Source organism: Micromonospora sp. WMMD1076 (genome assembly GCF_029581475.1).
GTDB lineage: Bacteria > Actinomycetota > Actinomycetes > Mycobacteriales > Micromonosporaceae > Micromonospora > Micromonospora aurantiaca.
Genome location: NZ_CP120862.1, coordinates 978,371 through 999,509, shown reverse-complemented (window position 1 = coordinate 999,509; position 21,139 = coordinate 978,371). Strand labels below are relative to the sequence as shown.

Annotated in this window: 18 protein-coding genes; 13 read left to right on the top strand and 5 right to left on the bottom strand. The window is 74.3% G+C overall.

What is annotated here, in order from left to right:
- Window positions 1-164: 164 nt before the first annotated feature.
- The 10 genes from O7622_RS04920 (at window position 165) to O7622_RS04875 (ending at window position 15,681) form a co-directional block, all read left to right on the top strand.
- Window positions 165-1,985, top strand: coding sequence for an ABC transporter (locus tag O7622_RS04920; RefSeq protein WP_282312050.1), 1,821 nt, complete (start codon window positions 165-167; stop codon window positions 1,983-1,985).
- A gap of 157 nt (window positions 1,986-2,142) precedes the next feature.
- On the top strand, window positions 2,143-3,801 hold the full coding sequence (locus O7622_RS04915) for a GTPase (protein ID WP_282314043.1): 1,659 nt from the start codon (window positions 2,143-2,145) through the stop codon (window positions 3,799-3,801).
- Window positions 3,802-3,853: 52 nt separating this feature from the next.
- Window positions 3,854-5,080: a hypothetical protein gene (locus tag O7622_RS04910; RefSeq protein WP_282312049.1), complete on the top strand. Its 1,227-nt coding sequence runs from the start codon at window positions 3,854-3,856 to the stop codon at window positions 5,078-5,080.
- 416 nt (window positions 5,081-5,496) lie between these two features.
- Entirely contained in the window at window positions 5,497-5,952 is a 456-nt protein-coding gene (locus tag O7622_RS04905; protein ID WP_282312048.1) for a hypothetical protein, read from the top strand.
- Between the two features lie 611 nt (window positions 5,953-6,563).
- Window positions 6,564-7,742, top strand: coding sequence for a pyruvate dehydrogenase (acetyl-transferring) E1 component subunit alpha (pdhA, locus tag O7622_RS04900; RefSeq protein WP_013283359.1), 1,179 nt, complete (start codon window positions 6,564-6,566; stop codon window positions 7,740-7,742).
- Complete coding sequence (locus O7622_RS04895) at window positions 7,742-8,731, top strand: alpha-ketoacid dehydrogenase subunit beta (protein ID WP_260036515.1); 990 nt, start codon at window positions 7,742-7,744, stop codon at window positions 8,729-8,731. The genes pdhA and O7622_RS04895 overlap by 1 nt, the downstream gene beginning before the upstream one ends.
- Window positions 8,732-8,736: 5 nt before the next feature.
- Window positions 8,737-10,254: a dihydrolipoamide acetyltransferase family protein gene (locus tag O7622_RS04890; protein WP_282314042.1), complete on the top strand. Its 1,518-nt coding sequence runs from the start codon at window positions 8,737-8,739 to the stop codon at window positions 10,252-10,254.
- Between the two features lie 224 nt (window positions 10,255-10,478).
- Complete coding sequence (locus O7622_RS04885; RefSeq protein ID WP_282312047.1) at window positions 10,479-10,616, top strand: hypothetical protein; 138 nt, start codon at window positions 10,479-10,481, stop codon at window positions 10,614-10,616.
- A gap of 347 nt (window positions 10,617-10,963) precedes the next feature.
- Entirely contained in the window at window positions 10,964-13,729 is a 2,766-nt protein-coding gene (locus O7622_RS04880; protein ID WP_282312046.1) for a hypothetical protein, read from the top strand.
- A 119-nt stretch (window positions 13,730-13,848) separates the two neighbouring features.
- A complete protein-coding gene (locus O7622_RS04875) occupies window positions 13,849-15,681 on the top strand; it encodes an NHL domain-containing thioredoxin family protein (protein ID WP_282312045.1) in 1,833 nt (610 codons plus the stop codon).
- A gap of 60 nt (window positions 15,682-15,741) precedes the next feature.
- On the opposite strand, the gene O7622_RS04870 is transcribed toward O7622_RS04875, so the two are convergent.
- From O7622_RS04870 to O7622_RS04860, 3 genes are read right to left on the bottom strand one after another with little or no spacing between them, the layout of a single operon-like run.
- The gene (locus tag O7622_RS04870) at window positions 15,742-16,491 is read right to left on the bottom strand and encodes a 5-oxoprolinase subunit PxpA (RefSeq protein WP_282312044.1); all 750 of its coding nucleotides are present in this window, start codon (window positions 16,489-16,491) and stop codon (window positions 15,742-15,744) included.
- Window positions 16,475-17,344: a biotin-dependent carboxyltransferase family protein gene (locus O7622_RS04865; RefSeq protein ID WP_282312043.1), complete on the bottom strand. Its 870-nt coding sequence runs from the start codon at window positions 17,342-17,344 to the stop codon at window positions 16,475-16,477. Before O7622_RS04865 ends, O7622_RS04870 begins: the two co-directional genes overlap by 17 nt.
- Entirely contained in the window at window positions 17,341-17,955 is a 615-nt protein-coding gene (locus tag O7622_RS04860) for an allophanate hydrolase subunit 1 (protein WP_282312042.1), read from the bottom strand. Before O7622_RS04860 ends, O7622_RS04865 begins: the two co-directional genes overlap by 4 nt.
- Before the next feature lie 75 nt (window positions 17,956-18,030).
- On the opposite strand from O7622_RS04860, the gene O7622_RS04855 reads away from it, so the two are divergent.
- The gene (locus O7622_RS04855; protein ID WP_121685723.1) at window positions 18,031-18,708 is read left to right on the top strand and encodes a hemolysin III family protein; all 678 of its coding nucleotides are present in this window, start codon (window positions 18,031-18,033) and stop codon (window positions 18,706-18,708) included.
- A gap of 62 nt (window positions 18,709-18,770) precedes the next feature.
- On the opposite strand, the gene O7622_RS04850 is transcribed toward O7622_RS04855, so the two are convergent.
- The gene (locus O7622_RS04850; RefSeq protein WP_282312041.1) at window positions 18,771-19,061 is read right to left on the bottom strand and encodes a DUF6458 family protein; all 291 of its coding nucleotides are present in this window, start codon (window positions 19,059-19,061) and stop codon (window positions 18,771-18,773) included.
- Window positions 19,062-19,178: 117 nt separating this feature from the next.
- Between O7622_RS04850 and O7622_RS04845 the strand changes: the two genes are divergently transcribed.
- Complete coding sequence (locus tag O7622_RS04845; protein WP_282312040.1) at window positions 19,179-19,715, top strand: histidine phosphatase family protein; 537 nt, start codon at window positions 19,179-19,181, stop codon at window positions 19,713-19,715.
- A gap of 10 nt (window positions 19,716-19,725) precedes the next feature.
- Here the strand turns inward: O7622_RS04845 and O7622_RS04840 are convergent, their stop codons facing one another.
- Window positions 19,726-20,133 carry a helix-turn-helix domain-containing protein gene (locus O7622_RS04840; protein ID WP_282312039.1) on the bottom strand — a complete coding sequence of 136 codons (408 nt, stop codon included), beginning with the start codon at window positions 20,131-20,133 and terminating at the stop codon, window positions 19,726-19,728.
- A gap of 138 nt (window positions 20,134-20,271) precedes the next feature.
- Here O7622_RS04840 and O7622_RS04835 point away from each other — a divergent pair, with 138 nt between their 5' ends.
- Entirely contained in the window at window positions 20,272-21,138 is an 867-nt protein-coding gene (locus O7622_RS04835; RefSeq protein WP_282312038.1) for an aldo/keto reductase family oxidoreductase, read from the top strand.
- The last annotated feature ends 1 nt before the right edge of the window (window position 21,139 follow it).

Here is a 21,139-nt window from a genome sequence, read left to right as displayed (position 1 = left end):
CCGGTGGGTCGCCCGGAAGCGGCCGCACCACAAGTTGAGTGAACTTGACTCAATAGTGCCACGCGATCGCCAATCCGCAAGTCGGGGTTGAGCCGACCCGGCGCAACCCGACCGTTACTACTGTCCGGTTGTCTTACCTTGCGTCGGTCGGGCACGCTTTAGCGGTGACGACGCATGGCGATTCCGCCACCAGTGCCGGCGCGCCCGCCGTCGCAGCCCGCACCGGAGCCACCACGGGCGACGACCAGCCTGCTCACGCCGCCGACGGCCTGCCCGCCGCGCTCACCGGCCTGCGCGCGGCGATCGGTGCGGCCCGCTTCCCGCTCGCCCTGCCCTCGGCCGAGCCGGCCCGGCAGGCCGCGACGAGCCTCACCGACCAGCTCGACGACTACCTGCTCCCCCGGCTGGCCCGGCTCGACGCCCCGCTCCTGGTGGTCGTCGGCGGCTCCACCGGCGCCGGCAAGTCGACGCTCGTCAACAGCCTGGTCCAGGCGCGGGTCAGCGCGGCGGGCGTGCTCCGCCCCACCACCCGCTCCCCGGTGCTGGTGTGCAGCCCGACCGACGCGGCCTGGTTCCGGCAGGGTGAGCTGCTGCCCGGTCTGACCCGGACCACCGAGCCCAGCGAGCAGCCGGGCACCCTGCACCTGGTCACCGCGCCGGCGCTGCCGCCCGGCCTGGCCTTCCTCGACGCGCCCGACATCGACTCGGTGGTCGACGCCAACCGGGCGCTCGCCGGTCAACTGCTCGCCGCCGCCGACCTCTGGCTGTTCGTCACCACCGCCGCCCGGTACGCCGACGCCGTCCCCTGGGAACTGCTCCGCAGCGCCCGCGCCCGGGGCACCGCCGTGGCGATGGTGCTCGACCGGGTGCCCCCGGAGGCAGCCGACGAGATCGCCGCCCACCTGTCCGAGATGCTCGCCGAGCAGGAGCTGGGCGCCTCGCCGCTGTTCGTGCTGCCGGAGACCTGGGTAGACGGGCAGGGGCTGCTGCCGGACCGGATCACCGCGCCGCTGAGCGACTGGTTCGCCCGGCTCGCCGCCGACGCCGAGGCCCGCGCCGCGGTGGTCCGGCAGACGCTCGACGGCGCGCTGGCCGCGCTGCACCCGGTCGTCGAAGGGCTGGCCGAGGCCGCCGACGAGCAGGTCACCGCCGCCGACGCGCTGGACGAGCGGGTCCAGGCCGCGTACCGGAGCGCGGAGCGGAGCGTCGACCAGGGGCTCAGGGACGGCCGGCTGCTGCGCGGCGAGGTGCTGGCCCGCTGGCAGGAGTTCATCGGCACCGGCGACTTCTTCCGCGGGCTGGAGGCCCGCATCGGGCGCCTGCGCGACCGGGTGGTCGCGGCGGTCACCGGGCGGCCCGCTCCCGCCGCGGAGCTGCGTACCGCGATCGAGTCCCAGCTCGTCACGCTGCTGCGCGGGGTGGCCGCCGAGGCGGCGGAGAACGCGTACACCGACTGGAAGGCGCACCCGGCGGGCGTGGCGCTGCTGGAGCCGGACCTGGCCCACCCCTCGGCCGACCTGCCGGAGCGGGCCGAGCAGCTGGTCCGCGACTGGCAGCGCGGCGTGCTGGAGCTGGTCCGGGTCGAGGGCGGCGACCGGCGGTTCGTGGCCCGCACGGCGGCGTACGCGGTGAACGCCACCGGCCTCGCCGTCATGATCGGCGTGTTCGCCTCCACCGCGTTCATCCCGACCGGGCTGGAGGTCGCCGCGGGCACCGGCACGGCGGTGGCCGGGCAGACCGTGCTCCAGGCGATCTTCGGTGACCAGGCGGTGCGCAACCTGGCCCGCAAGGCCCGCGTCGACCTGCTCGACCGGGTCGGCAAGCTGCTGGCCGAGGAGGCCGCGCGCTACCTGAGCCGCACCGAGGCCGAGCGTCCGGCCGCCAGCACCGGTGCGGCGCTGCGCTGGGCCGCCGTCGAGGTCGAGCGGGCCCGGCACCGCAGCGGCCTGTTTTCGCCGGCCCCGGAGCAGGACGGTCGCCCGTGAGCGCGAGGAGCGAGCCGGTCCTGCGAGCCCCGCAGTCGCGAGCAGAGAGCAGCCCCGTGAGCGCGAGGAGCGAGCCGGTCCTGCGAGCCCCGCAGTCGCGAGCAGAAAGCGGCCCCGTGAGCGCGAGGAAGGCACCGTGAGCAACATCGTGGGACGGATGCGCGAGGCGATGCGGGGCGAGCAGCGGGTCGACCCGGACACCCTGATCGAACGGCTGACAGCGATCCAGCGGTTCCTCGGCGCGGTGGACGGCCACGTGCCCGACGCCCAGCTCGTCGCCGCGCACACGGTGGTCGAGCGCGCCGGTGACCGGCTGGCGCTCTCCGGCCGCCACACGGTGGTCGCGCTCGCCGGCGCGACGGGCAGCGGCAAGTCGAGCCTGTTCAACTCGCTGGCGCGGCTCGACCTGTCGCCGGTGGGCGTACGCCGGCCCACCACCGGTGTCGCGCACGCCTGCGTGTGGGGACCGCTCGACGGCGCGGTCCGGCTGCTCGACTGGGTCGGGGTGCTGCCCCGGCACCGGTTCGTCCGGGAGAGCCCGCTGGACGCCGACGACGAGTCGAACCTGCACGGCCTCGTCCTGCTCGACCTGCCCGACTTCGACTCGGTGCAGCACGGCCACCGGCTGGAGGTCGACCGCCTGCTCGGCCTCGTCGACCTCGTGGTGTGGGTGGTCGACCCGCAGAAGTACGCCGACCGCGTGATCCACACCAGCTACCTGCGCGAGTTCCACAGGCACAAGGACGTCACCGTCGTGGTGCTCAACCAGGCCGACCGGCTGCACCCGACCGAGCTGCCGAAGGTCCTCGACGACCTGCGCCGGCTGCTCGACGCCGACGGGCTCGGCGGGGTGCCGCTGCTGCCGACCGTCGCGGTGGACCCGAACGGGCTGGACGGGTTGCGGGCCGAGTTGGAGCGTACGGTCGCCGAACGGCAGGCCGCCTTGCGCCGGCTCTCCGGCGACGTGGACGCCGTGGTGGCCGATCTCGAACCGCTCGTGGGGCCGGAGCCGCCGCGTACCCGGCCCGGTGACGCCTCGGCGCAGGAGCTGACCCGGGCACTGGCCGGGGCGGCCGGGGTGCCGACCGTGGCGGCGGCGGTCGAGGGCGCGTACCGGCATCGGGCGGTGAGCAACACCGGCTGGCCGCTGCTGCGGAGCTGGCGCAAGCTGCGGCCGGATCCGCTGCGCCGGCTGCACCTGCCCGGGCGGGATCCGGACGCGCCGGCGGAGAGCCTGGTCGCGGCGACCTCCGTACCCGATCCGACGGCCGCGCAGCGCTCGGCGCTGACGCTGGCGATCCGCGCGGTGGCCGAGCGGTCCGGTAGTGGTCTGCCGGTACCGTGGCCGACCGCGGTGACCGCCGCGGCCCGGGCCCGGCAGGCCGACCTGCCGGGCGCGCTCGACCACGCGGTCGCCGCGACCGACCTGGGCATGGACCGGCGGCCCGGCTGGTGGCGGGTGGTGGGCGTGCTCCAGTGGGTGGTCACCCTCGCCGCGCTGGCCGGCCTGGTCTGGCTGCTCCTCGGGTACGCGGTGCGTCTGCTCGGCCTGCCGCCGCTCGAACACCCGACGCTCGGTGTGGTGCCCTGGCCCACCGTCCTGCTGCTCGGTGGCCTGCTTGCCGGGCTGCTCGTCGCGGCGGTCACCCGGCCGGTGGTGGGGTGGGCCGCCCGGCGGGCCCGGCGGCGGGCGGAGGAGCGCCTGCTCACCTCGGTGGGCAGCGTCGGGGAGAAGTACGTGCTGGACCCGGCCTGGGCGGTGCTGGCGCGCTACGGCACGGCCCGGGACGCGCTGCGCGAGGCGGGACGGCGCTGAACCCGGCGTGCTGACCGGTGTGGGGGCGGCCGGTGCGGCGTAGGGTCGATACATGGCCACGCCACAGACCCCCTACGACGCGGTGCTGCACGCCGCGCGCGACGTGACGAGGCTCGACTCGGCCCTGGACGCGGAGATGCTCGGCGCGGCGTTGCTGGGCAGCGTCTACGCCGTCGCGGAGCACGACCGGGAGCAGGCCGTCCGCGAGTTCGTCAGCGGCTTCCTCGCCGCCACGTCCCGGCGCCGCAGCGCCGCCGCGACCACACTGCGGGCCGTCTTCGCCGCGCTGGTGCCCGACGCCGAGGGCGCCGCCCGGGTCCGGCCCGGCGCGTACGCCCCGTCATGGGCCGGCCAGCTGGGCCGGGTGCGCGTCACCGGCGCCTGGGCCTACGGCGACGTGTACGGCGACCAGACCTCCTACCTCGCCACGTTCGCGTACGACGACGAGGAGGAGGGCGGCCCGGAGCACGCCCTGGTGGCCCTCGTCGACCACAACATCGGCATCACCAAGGACGTCTTCGTCGGCGGCCCGGCCGGACGGATCGTCGAGCAGGCCCGGGAGATCTGCACCGAGGACGAGTTCACCTGGTTCCGCACCGAGGACCCGGCCCGGATGCACGCCGAGGTGAGCCGCCACCTGGCGGTCACCGACGACCTCACCGAGCTGCCCGCGCAGGGCTCGCTCGCCACCGACCGGGCGCTCGTGGGCGCCCGGCTGGCCGTACTCCCGGGGCCGACCCCGCCGGCCGGTCCGGCGGTCGTGCCGCCGCCCACCGACGAGGAGCGCACCCGTCTGGTACGCGCGTTCCTCGACTCGCCCGAGGCGACCCGGTTCGGGCTGCCCGAGGTGGCCGACGGCGAGCTGGCCTCGCTGCACTTCTGCATCGGCCTGCTGCTCGACCACGCGGCCAGCTTCCCTGACGCCGACCCGATGCGATGGAGCCCGATGGTCGCGGAGCTGTTCCTGCTCGACTGGGTGCACCGCCGGGCCGTGCTGGACATGGACGACGCGGCGATGCTGCCCCGGGTGCTGCGCGCCTGGGCGGCGTACGCGGCCCGGCAGCGCGGGCTGTCGCAGTCGGCCGCCGCCCGGACGGACGAGGCGATCACCGAGATGGTCCCGGAGTTCGCGCGGCTCTACAGCACCGGCGAGCGGCGTAGCCCGGCCACCGCGGCGGTGGCCCAGCTCATGGCGGACGGCGTGGACCCGGACGATCCGGAGGCGCTGAACGCCTGGATCGAGGCGAACCGCCACCGCCTCACCGACGACCCGGCCTAGGCACTCGCGCCCCGCATTGATTCGGCACCACCTCGTCGAGGTGGCGGCATCAGACCGGTCGGGACTGCACCACCACGCCGAACTGGTGCCGATCATGCGTCTGCCATGCCCTGACCACCCGACCCGACACGAGTGGAGCACGGCCCAGACCTCCTTGATCCACACCAGCTCGGCGGAGCGGCTGCATCAGACCGGTCGGGACTGCACCACCACGCCGAAGTGGTGTGGATCATGAGGTGTGGGAGACCGACGGGCTCGCCGGGCCGGACGGAACAGACGTGGCGGACGGCCCGGCGGAACCCGACGGGTCCGCGGGACCGGACGGATCGGCGGGACCGGACGGATCGGCGGGACCGGACGGATCCGATGGGCTGGACGGGTCGGACGGACCCTCCGAGGGCGTCGGCTCGGCGGTCGTGACGGACGGCTCAGGGCTCGGGCTCGGGCTCGGATCGGGCGCACCTGGGCCCGGCGGCGAGTGCGACGGTGACGGTGAGGGCACCGGGGACGGGCGCGGCGGGCGGACCGGGGTGGGCCGGACCGGCGCGGACGGCGGCGGGGGCGCGGCGACCGGGCGGGACCGGTGCCGGGAGCCGAGGTCGCTGTCGTCGGGCAGGGCCGGTGCCGCCGGGAGCGCCGGCCGCGCCGGGGGCACCGAGGTCACGTCGACGGCGGGCGTGGGCGTGGACGGCGCCGGGGCCTGCGTGCCCTGGGGCATCGGGATGACCACCGGTCCGATCGAGGGGGTCGGCAGGAACGGGGTGCTGGTGTCGGGGAGCGCACTGTTGCCCACTGTCGCCGACCCGGTGCTGATCGCGGCGAGGATCGGCATCGACGCGGTGCCGGCGAGCAACGCCACGGTGAGCAGGTAGCCGCGGCTGGGGCCGCCCGTTCCGGGGGCGCGGTGCGCGCCCACGACCCGGCGGTACGGGGAGCCGGGCAGCGCCCGATGCCGGCCGAGGAAGGGCGTACCGGGCGGACCCTCTGGTTCGGACACCGGCACACTCCTCACGCACGAAAGGGACGGAGAGCGCACGCGGATATCAGGACAAATGCCGCGTGAAGGCTCATCGCCAGCTTGACCCAGTGACGTTCAGTTCACCAGCCGCAACCGCGTGTCGACACACATTTTGTGCGTCGGCCGTCCCCGTCACTGCGGACAAAAGCGTCTATCCGTCGTGAACCAGATCGAACCTCACCGGCGAGGGAGGCCATACTGTGGGCCCGCTCACCTCCTCTGCAATCATTCAGACACGACGGCAACGTAGCCGCCACCTCCGCGTACCCCGCGGCTGGTGCGGAACGGCGCCGGCGCTCCCGGGCCTGGGTCTGTCCCCGACCGACTCCGGCTCACGCCGCGCGGCAACCCCTACCGGGGTCAGGCGCGGTCGCCAGGGACCGACCCGGCACCAGCCGGGCGGGCGCACGAGGTGCTCGGCTCGGGTAACCCCCGGCGCCGGCGCAGACAGACAGGGAGAGACGGATGGCAAAGGGCGACCCCGGGGCCGCCACCCGCAGTAAGCGGGCCGCACCCCGCACCAGACGCGCCGCCGCGACCGGTGAACCGGAACTCGTACAGCTGCTGACCCCCGAGGGTGAGCGGATCGAGAGCGCGCTCGGCCCGGACGGGACCGAGTACCGCGTCGACTTCACCGACGAGGAGTACCGCGGGCTGTACCGCGACCTCGTGCTGGTCCGCAAGCTGGACGCCGAGGCCACCGCCCTGCAGCGCCAGGGCGAGCTGGGACTGTGGGCCAGTCTGCTGGGCCAGGAGGCCGCGCAGGTCGGCTCCGGCCGGGCACTGCGTACGCAGGACATGGCCTTCCCGACCTACCGCGAGCACGGCGTGCTCTACTGCCGCGGCATCGACCCGATCATGCCGCTGGGCCTGTTCCGCGGCGTCGACCAGGGCGGCTGGGATCCGAACGAGTTCAAGTTCAACATGTACACGATCGTGATCGGGGCGCAGACCCTGCACGCGACCGGGTACGCCATGGGTGTCGCCATGGACGGCAAGACCGGCGGCGAGGACGGCGAGGCGGTCATCGCCTACTTCGGCGACGGCGCCACCAGCCAGGGCGACGTCAACGAGTCGTTCGTCTGGGCCAGCGTCTTCAACGCCCCGCTGGTGTTCTTCTGCCAGAACAACCAGTACGCCATCTCCGAGCCGCTGGAGCGGCAGACCCGCGTACCGCTGTACCGGCGGGCCGGCGGTTTCGGCTTCCCCGGCGTCCGGGTGGACGGCAACGACGTGCTCGCGTCGTACGCGGTGACCCGGCACGCGCTGGACAACGCGCGCAACGGCCAGGGCCCGAGCCTGATCGAGGCGTACACCTACCGGATGGGCGCGCACACCACCTCCGACGACCCGACCCGCTACCGCATCGCCAGCGAGGTCGAGGCGTGGCAGGCGAAGGACCCGATCGCCCGGATGAAGGCGTTCCTGACCAAGCAGAAGATCGCCGACGAGTCGTTCTTCACCGAGGTCGACGAGCAGGCCCGCACCGAGTCGGTGCACCTGCGCGAGCGCGTGCTCGCCATGCCCGACCCGCAGCCGGTGACCATGTTCGACCACGTCTACCCCAACGGCTCTCCCGAACTGGACGAGCAGCGGGCCCGGTTCACGCAGTACATGGAGTCCTTCGAGGGGAGCGCGCACTGATGGCCACGGAGACGCTCACCCTCGGCAAGGCGCTCAACACCGGCCTGCGGCGGGCCCTGGAGAACGACCCCAAGGTCGTCATCATGGGCGAGGACGTCGGCAAGCTCGGCGGCGTGTTCCGGATCACCGACGGCCTCCAGAAGGACTTCGGCGACCAGCGCGTGATCGACACCCCGCTGGCCGAGTCCGGCATCATCGGCACCGCCGTCGGCCTGGCCATCCGCGGCTTCCGGCCGGTCTGCGAGATCCAGTTCGACGGCTTCGTCTACCCCGCGTACGACCAGATCGTGTCGCAGGTGGCGAAGATGCACTACCGCTCGCAGGGCAAGGTGCGGATCCCGATGGTCATCCGCATCCCGTTCGGCGGCGGCATCGGCGCCGTCGAGCACCACTCCGAGTCGCCCGAGGCGTACTTCGCGCACACCGCCGGTCTCAAGGTGGTGAGCTGCGCGAACCCGCAGGACGCGTACGTGATGATCCAGCAGGCGATCGCGTCGGACGACCCGATCGTGTTCCTGGAGCCGAAGCGGCGCTACTGGGAGAAGGGTCCGGTGGACCTGGACGCGCCGATCGCCGACGCGTACCCGCTGCACTCGGCCCGGGTCGCGCGGCCCGGCACCGACGCGACGGTCCTGGCGTACGGCCCGATGGTGCGCACCGCGCTCGACGCGGCCACCGCCGCCGCGGAGGACGGCCGCGAGCTGGAGGTCATCGACCTGCGGACGCTGTCGCCGCTGGACCTGACCGCCGCGTACGAGTCGGTGCGGCGCACCGGGCGCTGCGTGGTCGTGCACGAGGCCCCGGGCAACCTGGGTCTCGGGTCCGAGATCGCGGCCCGGATCACCGAGGAGTGCTTCTACTCCCTGGAGTCCCCGGTGCTGCGGGTGACCGGCTTCGACACCCCCTACCCGGCCGCCCGGGTGGAGGAGGAGTACCTGCCCGACCTGGACCGGGTGCTCGACGCCGTCGACCGCACGTTCGGCTGGTGAGCGGCATGTCCCGGATCAAGGAGTTCAACCTTCCCGACCTGGGTGAGGGCCTGACCGAGGGCGAGATCCTCGCCTGGCTGGTCAAGGTCGGCGACGACATCGAGCTGAACCAGCCGATCGTCGAGGTGGAGACCGCCAAGGCGGCGGTCGAGATCCCGGCGAAGTGGGCCGGCCGGGTGCAGGCGATCTTCCACCCGGAGGGGTCCACTGTCGAGGTCGGCGTGCCGATCATCGCGATCGACACCGACCCGGGCGCCGGGCCGATCGAGGAGTCGACGACCGCGACCCCGGCGTCGGACCTGCCCGCTCCGTCGGCAGCGTCGCTGGCAGCGGTCGAGGTCGCGCCCGCCGAGGGCATGGTCGAGCCGGGCCTGATCGGTGGCGTGGCCCCGGGTGGGCGTACCGCCGTGCTCGTCGGCTACGGCCCGCGCAACGCGCCGGCCAAGCGCCGCCCGCGCAAGGGTGACGTGCCGGCCGCGCCGCCGGCTCAGGCCGCCGCCCCGGTGGCACCCGCGCCGGTGGCGCCCGCGCCGGTGGCGCCCGCGCCGGCGCCGGCACCGGCACCGGCACCGGCACCGGCACCGGCACCGGCACCGGCACCGGCGGTCAACGGCAACGGCCGGGTCTCCGGTCCGGTGCTTGCCAAGCCGCCGGTCCGCAAGCTGGCGAAGGATCTCGGCATCGACCTGGCCACGCTCACCGGCTCGGGTCCGCTCGGCTCGATCACCCGTGAGGACGTACAGCGGGCGGCGAGCGCGACCCCGGCGGCGGCCGGGCCGCTGACTGTCGCGGCACCGGCGGCGTCGGTCGCGAGCTTCGGCGCGGACCGCGAGCAGCGCATCCCGGTCAAGGGGGTACGCAAGCTCACCGCGGAGAACATGGCGCGCTCGGCGTTCACCGCCCCGCACGTGACGGAGTTCCTGACCGTCGACGTGACCCGGGCGATGAAGGCACTGGACCGGCTGCGTGACCGGCGCGAGTGGCGGGACGTACGCGTCTCGCCGCTGCTGCTGGTCGCCAAGGCGGTGCTCCTGGCGGTCGATCGGCACCCGATGGTCAACTCGACCTGGGCCGGTGACGAGATCGTGGTGAAGGAGTACGTCAACCTCGGCATCGCGGCGGCCACCGAGCGCGGCCTGATCGTGCCGAACATCAAGGACGCCGGACGGCTCTCGCTGCGCGAGCTGGCGGACGCGATGACGGAACTGGTGCAGACCGCGAAGTCGGGCAGGACGTCCCCGTCGGACATGTCCGGCGGCACGCTCACCATCACCAACGTCGGCGTCTTCGGCGTCGACACCGGTACGCCGATCCTGCCCCCGGGTGAGTCGGCGATCCTCGCCTTCGGCGCGGTACGGGAGCAGCCGTGGGTGCACAAGGGCAAGGTGAAGCCGCGCCTGGTGACCACGCTGGGCCTGTCCTTCGACCACCGGATCATCGACGGTGAGCTGGGCTCGAAGTTCCTCCGCGACATCGGGGACTTCCTGGCCGACCCGGAGGCGGCGCTGCTCGCCTGGACCTGACGAACCACCGCTCCGGTCACGGCCGGTGTGCCACGGGTGAACGCCCGGCACACCGGCCGTGACCGTCTTGAGAACGGAATCATAGGACTCAGGGGTGGATAGACCTACGATCCGTAGGTACGTGGTTCAGCTCACCTAATAATCGATGGCAATGACGGGCTCGGTGCGCTTAAATAGAGACATCAAGGGGCTGACAACCGAATAGCCAGGAGGAGAGACCCAAGATGAGCATAATCGAGCGAATCCGCACCCGCCGCGACGCCAACCGCCGCGCCCGCGCCATCGAGCACGCGCTGCGTTCCGCCAACTCGCCCGCGGTCCGCGAGGAGCTTCTCGCCATCGCCCAGCGTCACGTGAGCTGACGCCACAGACCTTTCTCACCTCCTCCAGTCCGAAGACCCGCCCGGTGCCGGGCGGGTCTTCGGCGTATCGGTGTCGGTCGGCACCGGGATTCCACCTCGCTCCACCGCCCGGTACGGTTGGCACGGTCGCCAACCGGCTGACTCCGGACGGATGCGGGACAACGAAACCCATCGACGTCGTCCGGTGACTTTCGGTGACCGCTGATGCTCCCCCGGGCGGCCCCGGGCGACCACCGGATACGGTGCGGGGAGCCCGCACGGCCGGTACCCGCCGGCGACGCCGGCAGCCGTGCCGACGGTTCCCCGACCGGCATCGGCGGCCGACCTGTGATGGAGGAGGCGCACCCATGACGTCCGAGGCTCCGCACCGCCCCGGCCAGGAGCCGGGCGAGGTGTCGCCGGGCACCGGCGGACCGGTGCCGTACGGCGATCAGCCGGCGCAGCAGGACAACGGGTACAACGGCGCACCCGACCTCGGCTGGGCACCGCCCCCGCCGGCCGGTCGGCCCGCGCAGCCGGCCCCGGCCTGGGCCGCGAACGACGACCAGCCACCCGCGTGGGCCCCGCCCACCGGGCAGCCGGTGACCGGGCGGGCGACCGCCCAGGTCCCGCAGCAGCCCGCCTGGGGCGGCGACGACCAGGGCAACCCCGCCTGGGCCGGTTCCGCTGGCCCCACCTGGGGCAACCAGGAGCAGTCCGGCCCTGGTCGCGGCGCCGAGCAGGCACCGCCCGCCTGGGCCGCCACACCGCCGGGCAGCCCGGCCGAGCCGTCGCCGGCCCCCTGGGCCGCCGAGCAGAACCGCCCCGGGTGGGGCTCCGGCGAACAGCCGGGCTGGTCGCCGTCCGGTGACCCGGCCGCCCGCGGCACCGGTTACGTGCCCGCCCCGGCCACCGTGCCGAACGAGACCTGGGTCACGTCCGCCTCCGCTGACGACCCGCACCGCTCCGGCGGCTTCGCGCCCACCGGCGGGCAGCACGACGACGCCTCCGGTCGCGCCGGTGGCTGGGCCGCCGCGCAGCAGCAGCAGGACGACCCGAGCCGCTCCGGCGGCTGGGCCCCGCGCGACGAGCAGCCCGCCACGTCCGACGACCCGAACCGCTCGGGCGGCTGGAACCCGCGGGAGAGCCAGCCGGCCTGGGCGCCGGGTCAGCAGACCGGCGCCACCTGGCCGCCGGCCGACCCGCCCGCCCGGGCCGCCGCAGCGGTCTCGGTGCCCGGCTCCGCCCGGCCGGACAACGCCTGGTCCACTCCGGAGCAGTCCGATCAGGACAACCACTCGGCCGAGGACAGCGGCGGCTGGCGGGCGACCGGTGGGCCACAGCACGACGAGGGACAGCGTTCCGGCGGCTGGGCCGCCCCGCAGGCCGAGAACCGGTCCGGCGGCTGGGACGAGCCCGCCCGCACCGAGGACCCGGACCGCTCGGGCGGCTGGGCCGCCGGGCGCGCCGCGAACCCCGCCGAGGCGGCACAGCAGGGCGGCTGGGAGCCGAACCAGGGCCGGCAGTCCGGCGGCTGGGGTGACGGCGCCGCCGTACCGCAGCAGCGTGACCCCGGTGAGCAGGGCGGCGCCTGGAGCGGCGCGGCGTCCGTACCGCAGCAGCACGAGCCCGGGCGGCCGTCGGACGAGCCCGCGCAGCCCGCCTGGGGCGCCGCCGCGCCGGCCGAGGCCCGCGCGAGCGTGTCCGTGCCGTCACCCGACGCGCCCGCCGGCTGGGGCGGCAACCAGGACGAGCGTGCGGCCGCACCGTCGCCCGAGCCGTGGCCGCAGGCCGAGGCGTGGGGCCGGTCCGAAGGCTCCGCCCCGGCCTACCAGCCGGCCCCCGCGCCGGGCATCTCCCCCGGCAACGCCGTGCCGCTGCCCGCGCAGCAGCAGCGGGTGCCGGGTGCCGCGCTCGCCGCGTCGCCGCCCACCGACCAGCCGGGCCCCGAACCCCAGGGGTACGAGCCGGAGCGCGGCGACGGCGGCTGGAACGCGTCCCGCCCCGAAGAGCCGCAGTCGCCCGCCGTTCCCGGACCGCGTACCTCCCCGGAGGGCGGACCGGTCTCGGCGAGCGCGTCGGTGCCGGTGGCCAGCCGGGTCACCCCGCCGTCCGACCAGCCGCTGCCGACCGGCGGCCCCACTCCGCAGCCCCGGGTGTACGGGCGGCCCGCGCGCCCGGAGCCCGAGGACGCCCCCGAGCAGGACGAGCCCGGGTTCCCCGGCCAGGACGGGCCGCACGGCAACGGCTTCCCCGGCCCGCAGTCGCGGTCCGAGGACGCCGACGGCCCGCACGGGTACGCGGGCGCGCCCTCCTCGCCCGCCGCGCCGCCGTCGTTCCCGGTCGGCGTGCCGTCCTTCGTGGACCCGCCCGGCAACACCCGTCCCGCCAACGGCGTGCACCCGGGCGGCGAGCAGCCCGACGCCGCCCGTGACCCGTTCGGCGGCCCGCAGAGCCCGTACGGCGCTCCCGGCGGCCAGGACGCGTTCGGCGGCCCGGGTGGCCGGCCGGACCCGTTCGGCGGTCCGGGCGGGCAGCAGGCGCCGTTCGGCGGCTCCGGCCAGCAGGACCCGTTCGGCAGCCCGGCCGGTCGGCCCGAGCCGTTCGGCGAGCCGGACCGGTTCGGCCCGTCCGCCGGGGGACGCGCCTCGGTCGCGGTGCCCGGCCAGGGCCCGGCGGGTGGCGGCAACGCCTTCCCGCCGGGCCAGCAGGCCCCGCCGGCCTGGTCGCAGAACGGGCCCGGCACCGAGCCGGAGCAGGGCCGCTTCGACGCGTTCAAGCCGGACGCCCCCGAGTCGCAGATCGAGGCGCCCCCGCCGAAGGTGCGCAACGGCCGGGTGCTCGCCGCCGTGCTGATCGCGGCCGTGCTCATCCTCGCCGTACCGCTCGGCCTCCTGGCGCTGCTCGGCAAGGTCGGCGACGACAAGTCGGCCGGCTTCGACCCGGCGGTCGGCTCCTGCGTGAAGCAGTCCGGCACGAGCGCCGTGGCCGCCGACTGCGGTGAGCCGGGAGCGTTCAGCGTGGTGTCGAAGGTGGACAACAAGGACAAGTGCGCGGATCTGTCGCAGCCCTCGATCTCGGTCGAGGGCGGCGGGACCACCCGGGTGCTCTGCCTGAAGCCCGCCGGCCAGTAACCGCACGTACGCGGAGCGTCCACCCCTTGACGGGGTGGGCGCTCCGCGCCGTTCCGGTGTGCGTCTGTTCACCCCGGGATCGCCGGGAGCGCGCCCGGCCGGTGCGGCACGATGGGGGCATGAGCGCACGCGTACGGGCACCGGAACTGCGGGGTCGGGCCTGGCTGAACACCGGCGGCAAGGCCGTCACGCTGGCCGACCTGCGTGGCAAGATCGTCCTGCTCGATTTCTGGACGTTCTGCTGCATCAACTGCCTGCACGTGCTCGACGAGCTGCGTCCACTCGAAGACAAGTACGGCGACGTCCTGGTCGTCATCGGCGTGCACTCGCCGAAGTTCGAACACGAGAAGGACCCGGCGGCGCTGGCCGCGGCCGTCGAACGGTACGGCGTGCACCACCCGGTGCTCGACGACGCCGAGATGGACATGTGGCAGCAGTACGCGGCCAAGGCGTGGCCGACGCTCGCCGTGGTCGACCCCGAGGGGTACGTGGTCGCCACCATGGCCGGCGAGGGGCACGCCGACGGGCTGGCCCGGCTGATCGACGAGCTGGTCGTTACCCACGAGGCGAAGGGCACGCTGCACCGGGGCGAGGGGCCGTACGTGCCGCCGGCCGAGCCGGACACCGTGCTGCGGTTCCCCGGCAAGGCGCTGCCGCTCGACGGCGGGAACCTGCTGGTCAGCGACTCGGCCCGGCACTCACTGGTCGAGCTGGCCGCCGACGGCGAGACGGTGGTCCGCCGTATCGGCGCCGGTTCCCGGGGCCGGACGGACGGCCCGGCCTCCGCCGCCACGTTCGCCGAGCCACAGGGGCTCTGCCTGCTGCCGCCGCACGTGGCCGAGGTGGCCGGCTACGACGTGGTCGTCGCGGACACGGTCAACCACCTGCTGCGCGGCGTACAGCTGTCCTCCGGCGAGGTGGTCACGGTGGCCGGCACCGGACGGCAGTGGCGCTCGACTGTCGACGACCACGCGCACGACGCCCGCGCGGTCGACCTCTCCTCCCCCTGGGACGTGGCCTGGTACGACGACCGGGTGGTCGTGGCGATGGCCGGTATCCACCAGCTCTGGTGGTTCGACCCGATCAAGCGGACCGCCGGCATGTACGCCGGGACCACTGTCGAGGCGCTGCGCGACGGCCCGCTGCCGGACGTGTGGATGGCCCAGCCGTCCGGGCTGTCCGTCTCGGCCGACGGCTCCCGGCTCTGGATCGCCGACAGCGAGACCAGCGCGATCCGCTGGGTCTCCGGCGGCGAGATGCACACCGCCGCCGGTCAGGGCCTGTTCGACTTCGGGCACGTCGACGGCCCGGCCGACCAGGCGTTGCTCCAGCACCCGCTGGGCGTGTGCGCGCTGCCCGACGGCTCGGTGCTGATCGCGGACACGTACAACGGTGCGGTGCGCCGCTTCGACCCGGAGACCGGGCAGGTGGGCACCGTGGCGGACGGGCTGGCCGAGCCGAGCGACCTGGTGCTCACCGGCGAGGGCGACGTGCTGGTGGTCGAGTCGGCCGCGCACCGGCTGACCCGGCTGGCGCCGGGCGCGCTGACCTCGGCCGGGGCGAACACGGTGGACGGCCCCCAGCACCGGCTGGAACGCAAGCCCACGGACGTGGCCGCCGGCGAGCTAACGCTAGACGTGATCTTCACCCCGGCGCCGGGACAGAAGCTCGACGAGACGTACGGGCCGTCGACCCGGCTCGTGGTCTCGGCGTCCCCGCCGGAGCTGCTGGTCGAGGGCGCGGGCACGACCACCGACCTGTCCCGCAAGCTGGTGGTCAGCGGCGACGTGGCGCAGGGGGTGCTCCAGGTGACCGCCCAGGCGGCGACCTGCGACGCCGACGTCGAGCACGCGGCCTGCCACCTGACCCGGCAGGACTGGGGCGTGCCGGTCCGGGTGGTCACCGGCGGCGCGACCCGCGTGCCGTTGGTCCTGCGCGGGATGGACGCCTGACGGTGCGTGTTAAGAAGGGTCCCTTCCTCTACCGGAGGCGTTAAGAGGGGGCCCTTCCTTTCACGCGAACGGAGTGAGCGTGACCCCCGCGTCGATGAGTGCGGCCCTTACCAGCTCCGCGCACCGCACCGCACCCGGTGTGTCCCCGTGCAGGCAGATCGACTCGATCGGGGCCGGGATCACAGTCCCGTCGACGGCGACCAGCGTGCGCTCGACGGCCATCCGTACCGCCCGGACGGCCACCTGCTCCGGGTCGGTCACCAGCGCGTCCGGTGAGCTGCGCGGCACGAGCGTGCCGTTCGGGAGGTAGTTGCGGTCGGCGAAGCCCTCGGCCACCACCCGCAGGCCGGCGCCCGCAGCGAGCTGGGCCAGCACGGTGCCGGGCTGGCAGAGCACCGGCAGCTCGTGGTCGTACCCGCTGATCGCCGCCACCAGCGCGGCGGCCTGGCCCTCGTCGCGGGCCGCCGCGTGGTAGAGCGCGCCGTGCGGTTTGAGGTAGCGGACCCGGGTGCGGTACAGCCGGCAGAAGGCGTCGAGCGCCCCGAGCTGGTAGATCGTCTCGTCGCGCAGCTCGGCGAAGTCGTACGCGATGTGCCGCCGGCCGAAGCCGGCGAGGTCCCGGTAGCCGACCTGCGCGCCCACCGCGACGCCGCGTTCGGCGGCTCCGGCGCAGACCCGGTGCATGGTGGCCGCGTCACCGGCGTGGAAGCCGCAGGCGACGTTCGCGGAGCTGATCAGGTCGAGCAGCGCGTGGTCGTCGCCCAGCCGCCAGCTTCCGAATCCCTCGCCCAGGTCAGCGTTGAGGTCCATGGAACGTCACCGTAGTGCCTGGCCGGGCCTGGGCGAGCGCTGTCACGTCGTCCACCACCCCGATGACCGGGTAACCGCCGGTGGTGGGGTGGTCGGCCAGGAAGACGAGCGGCCGGCCGTCCGGCGGCACCTGCACCGCGCCGAGCACCAGGCCCTCGCTGAGCAGTTCGCCGGCGACCGCGCGGGTCAGCGCCGCGCCGGCCAGCCGCGCGCCGACCCGGTTGCTGTCCGGGCTCACCGTGTACGCGGTGCGGCACAGCACGTCCAGCGCCTCCGGGGTGAACCAGTCCTGCCGGGGGCCGGGGCGCACTGTGAGCCGCAGCTCGTCCGGGACCGGCCGGGTGACGGCGAGGTCGACCGGTGCGGGTGGGCCGGCCGGGGTGCCGAGCGGCAGCCGGTCCCCGTCGCGCAGCGGCGGCGGTCCGAGGCCGGAGAGCGTGTCGGTGGCGCGGCTGCCGAGCACCGGTTCGACAGCGATCCCGCCGCTGACAGCGAGCCAGGTCCGCACCCCGGTTCGGGCCGGTCCGACGCGCAGTACCGCACCGGCGGGCAGCGCGAGCGGCCGTCCCACGTCCCCCGGGCGGCGCTGTGCGGCCCCGGCCCGCCACTCGACCACCACGTCGGCCGGGGCGCCGGTGAGGGCGACCGCCACGGCCCGGGTGACGCGCAGCGTGCAGCCGGTCATGGTGATCTCCAGCCCGGCCGCGTGCTCGTCGTTGCCGACGAGGCGGTTCGCCAGGCGCAGGGCCGCCGGGTCGAGCGCGCCGGAGCGGGGTACGCCGAGGTGCGCCCACCCGGGTCGGCCCTGGTCCTGAACGGTGGTGAGGGCCCCGGCCCGCAGCACCTCGATCACGACGCGTCGACCAGGCGGACGCGGGTGCCGGGGGTGAGCCGGGCCGGTGGGTCGGCGTGCACGTCGAACAGCGGCAGGCCGGTACGGCCGACGAGCAGCCAGCCACCGGGTGACGCGGCCGGGTAGATGCCCGCGTACGGGCCGGCGAGCGCGACCGAGCCGGCCGGTACCCGGGTACGCGGCGTGGCGAGCCGGGGCACCGCCAGCTCGGACGGCAGCCCGGTCAGGTACGCGAACCCGGGCGCGAACCCGCAGAACGCGACCCGGAACTCGGTACGCCGCAGCCGGTCGACGACTGCCGGCACGTCGACGTGCCAGTAGCCGGCGACGAGCGGAAGGTCCTCGCCGTCGTACACGACTGGTACCCGGACCTCGGTGGTGGCCGCGCCGGAGGCGGCGGTCCGGGGCCGCCAGCCGGCGATCCGCGCGGCTGCCGCCTGCGGGTCCGGTACGCCGTCGAGCAGCACGGTGACCGCGCCGGGAACGATCTCGGTGGCGGTCAGCTCGCCCGCCTCGCGCCGGCGCCACAGTTCGGTCCGCCACGCCTGTGCCTGCTCCGCGTCGTCGCAGTCGAGGAGCAGGGCGTACGCCCCGACCGGCCGGATCAGCATCCGGTCATCCTCCCGCCGGGTAAGGTGACGGTCCACACTACTTACAAGTAACCTACGCTGTCGTAACCTATTGAGGTGACGACCTCCGCACCGTTCCGGCTCCGGCCGGCCGACATCGGGAAGCCGCGCATGCGCGGCTGGCTGCACGCGTACGCGTTCTTCGCCGCTCTCGTCTGCGGCATCGTGCTGTGTTCGATCGCCGCCGGTCGTCCCGGCTGGGCGCCGCTGGTGAGCTGCCTGATCTACAGCTTCACCGTGTGCGGGCTGTTCGGCACCAGCGCGCTCTACCACCGGCGGGTCTGGTCCGAACGCGGCTACCAGATCATGCGCCGGATGGACCACTCGATGATCTTCGTGTTCATCGCCGGCACCTACACACCGTTCTGCGCGCTGCTGCTGGACAACCGGCAGGCCACGATCATGCTGAGCCTGGTCTGGGGCGGCGCGATCGCGGGCGTGGCGGTGAAGCTGATCTGGCCGCACGCGCCGCGCTGGGTCTCCGCCCCGCTCTACCTGGCGCTCGGCTGGGTCGCGGTGGCCATGCTGCCGCAGATCCTGCACGCCGGTGGCGTCACCGCGCTGGTGCTGCTGAGCGTGGGTGGCGCGATCTACAGCGTGGGCGCGGTGTTCTACGCGCTGCGCCGGCCGAACCCGTGGCCCACGGTCTTCGGGCACCACGAGTTCTTCCACGCCTGCACGCTCGTCGCGGCGATCTGCCACCACATCGCGATCTACTTCGCACTGTTCGCCTGACCGGGCTCACCCCGGACGTGCGCGAGGGCCCCGCACCGTCGCGGGGCCCTCGGGTTCGGGGGTCAGGCCGGGTAGCCCGAGTCCGGGCGGCGCACCTCGCGGTACTCCTCGCGCACGACGCGGTCGTCGCGCACCGGCACCACCGGCTCGGCGACCACCTGCTCGCGCACCGGTGCGGCCACGACCCGGCGGCGGCTGTTCCAGAAGTAGAGCGTGGTGAGCAGGCCGGCGACGCCGGCGAGCATGAGCACCCAGCCCACCACGTTGAGGTTCAGCCATCCCAGATCGGCGTCGATGGCGAACGCGAAGATCGCGCCGAGCGCGATGAGGAAGATGCTGGCACCGATGCCCATGACGTCGCCTCCTTGGCGTCCTGCTGGCGTTTCCTGCCCGCCGCGGCCATGGATGAGGTAGCGGCACACATCGACATACCCAGGCGCTTCGATCGTCAATCAGGCAAGCTGGGCGGTATGACGGACGGCAGGAACGGGCAGCGGACGCTGGTGCTGCTGCGGCACGCCAAGGCCGAGCAGCCAGCGGACGGCCCGGACGCGGAGCGGTCGCTCACCGCGCGGGGGCACGCCGACGCGGCGGCGGCCGGTGCCTGGCTGGCCCGGCAGGGGTTGCTTCCCGACGTGGTGCTCTGCTCGCCCGCGCGTCGCACCCGGCAGACCTGGCACGACGTGGCGATGGGCATGACCGGCTCGCCGCCGGAGGGCGGCCCGGCGGGGGCGGTCCCGGCGGTGCGGTACGAGGCGGCCGCGTACGACGCGCACCCGGACCAGTTGCTGGAACTGGTGCGGACGGTCGAGCCGACGGCCGGCACGGTGCTGCTCGTGGCGCACAACCCGGGTGTCTCGCTGCTCTCGGCGCTGCTCGACCCGCAGCGGGCCGACCCGGACGGGCTCCGTACCACCGACCTCGTGGTGCACCGGCCGACGGCCCGGTGGGCCGACCTGGCCCCCGGTGGCGCGCCGCTCACCGCCCGCCACACCGCCCGCGCCTGACCGGTACGACTCAGACCCGGCTGTCGTAGGCGGCCCGGTTGGTGAGCACATCGTCCATGTGCGTCTCCGCCCAGACCTTCAGGCCCTGGATCGTCTTGAGCAGCGAGAGCCCGAGCGCTGTCAGCTCGTAGGTGACTGTGACCGGCACTGTGGGCTCCACGGTGCGGGTGACCAGGCCGTCGCGTTCCAGGGCGCGCAGCGTCTGGGTGAGCATCTTCTGGCTGACGCCCGCGAGCGTGCGGGACAGCTCCGAGTAGCGCATCGGGCGCGGGACACCTGCGCAGTCGGCACCGAACCGGTGCGAGCCGTCGCTGCGCAGCGCGGCCAGCACCAGCGTGACCCACTTGTCGGCGATCCGGTCGAGCAGTTGCCGGCTGGGGCACTGGGCCAGGAACGCGTCGTACTCCGCCTTGCTCATCTCTGCTCCTGCCGTCCGGTGAGCTACGCACTTTCAGGTGCCTACTTCCCAGAAGAAAGTTACACCCCGATAGTGGAGGTTGGCGCCGCGACCCGGCGGCGTCGCGTAACGGACGACGAGAGCCAAGGGGTAGTACGCATGGCCCGCACCACCCTTCCCGGCGGCACCTGGACGCTGGGCGACCTGACCGTCACCCGGTTCGGCTACGGCGCGATGCAGCTCGCCGGCCAGTGGGTCATGGGACCGCCCGCCGACCACGACGGCGCCCTGGCGGTGCTGCGCGAGGCGGTCGCACTCGGCATCACCCACATCGACACCAGCGCGGCGTACGGGCCGCACGTCACCAACCGGCTGATCCGGGAGGCGCTGCACCCGTACGCGGATTCGCTGCACGTCGTCACGAAGGTTGGCGCGGACCGGGACGAGCAGGGCCGCTGGCCGACGGCCCGGGATCCGGAGAGCCTGCGGCGCCAGGTGCGGGAGAACCTGGAGACGCTCGGCGTGGACACGCTCGGCGTGGTCAACCTGCGGCTCGGCGACGCCACGGGCCCGCAGCCCGGGTCGCTCGCCGAGGCGCTGGAGACGCTCGCCGCGCTCCGGCAGGAGGGTCTGATCCGCCACCTGGGCCTGAGCAACGTGACGCCCGAGCAGGTGGCCGAGGCGCAGGCGATCGCGCCGATCGTCTGCGTGCAGAACCGGTACAACCTGGCCCACCGGGGCGACGACGACCTGATCGACGAGCTGGCCCGGCAGGGCGTCGCCTACGTGCCGTTCTTCCCGCTCGGCGGGTTCACCCCGTTGCAGTCCTCGGCGTTGTCGGCGGTGGCCGGACGCCTGGGGGCGACGCCGATGGGCGTCGCCCTGGCCTGGCTGCTCCGGCGCTCGCCGAACATCCTGCTGATCCCCGGCACCAAGTCCGTCGCGCACCTGCGCGAGAACGTCGCCGGCGCCGGGCTGACCCTCACCGGCGACGACCTCGCCGAGCTGGACCGGATCGGCCGCTGAG